The sequence below is a fragment of the Amycolatopsis keratiniphila subsp. keratiniphila genome, from assembly GCF_001620365.2.
GTDB classification, from domain to species: domain Bacteria; phylum Actinomycetota; class Actinomycetes; order Mycobacteriales; family Pseudonocardiaceae; genus Amycolatopsis; species Amycolatopsis keratiniphila.
Genome location: NZ_LQMT02000057.1, coordinates 18,015 through 19,157, shown reverse-complemented (window position 1 = coordinate 19,157; position 1,143 = coordinate 18,015). Strand labels below are relative to the sequence as shown.

Genomic DNA, 1,143 nt, shown 5'->3' with positions numbered 1-1,143 from the left:
GCGCAGCACCTCGTCGGCGATGATGTCCGGGTTGCCGCCGAGCACGATGTCGGTACCGCGGCCGGCCATGTTGGTGGCGACCGTGACCGCGCCCTTGCGTCCGGCGCGGGCGACGATCAGGGCCTCCCGGTCGTGGTGCTTGGCGTTGAGGACCTCGTGCGGGACACCCAGCTTGAGCAGCAGCTTCGACAGGTGCTCGGACTTCTCGACACTCGTGGTGCCGACCAGCACCGGCTGGCCCTTCTCGTGCCGCTCGGCGATGTCCTCGGCGACGGCCTCGAACTTGGCCTGCTCGGTCTTGTAGATCAGGTCGGCCTGGTCGGCGCGGACCATCGGCTTGTTCGTCGGGATCGGCACCACACCCAGCTTGTAGGTCTGGTGGAACTCGGCCGCCTCGGTCTCGGCGGTACCGGTCATACCCGACAGCTTGTCGTAGAGCCGGAAGTAGTTCTGCAGCGTGATCGTGGCGAGCGTCTGGTTCTCGGCCTTGATCTCGACGCCTTCCTTGGCCTCGATCGCCTGGTGCATGCCCTCGTTGTAGCGGCGGCCGTGCAGGATGCGGCCGGTGAACTCGTCGACGATGAGGACTTCGCCGTCACGGACGATGTAGTCCTTGTCGCGCTTGTAGAGCTCCTTGACCTTCAGCGCGTTGTTCAGGTAGCCGACCAGCGGCGTGTTCGCGGCCTCGTAGAGGTTGTCGATGCCGAGTTGGTCCTCGACGAACGCGACACCCTTCTCGGTGACACCGACGGTGCGCTTGCGGATGTCGACCTCGTAGTGGATGTCCGGCTTCATCAGCGGGGTCATCCGCGCGAACTCGATGTACCAGCGCGAGGACTGGTCGGCCGGGCCCGAGATGATCAGCGGCGTGCGGGCCTCGTCGATGAGGATGGAGTCCACCTCGTCGACGATGGCGAAGTTGTGGCCGCGCTGCACGCAGTCTTCGAGGCTCCACGCCATGTTGTCGCGGAGGTAGTCGAAGCCGAACTCGTTGTTCGTGCCGTGCGTGATGTCGGCGGCGTACTGCTGGCGGCGGACCTCGGGCGTCTGGTCGGCCAGGATGACCCCGACCTCGAGGCCGAGGAAGCGGTGGATGCGGCCCATCCACTCGGCGTCACGTTTGGCGAGGTAGTCGTTCACCGT

Annotated in this window: 1 protein-coding gene; it reads right to left on the bottom strand. The window is 65.8% G+C overall.

Going from position 1 to position 1,143, the window contains the following annotated elements:
* Positions 1 to 1,143: preprotein translocase subunit SecA (locus AVR91_RS41855; protein ID WP_455577847.1), on the bottom strand; the 1,143-nt coding region annotated here is incomplete at both ends.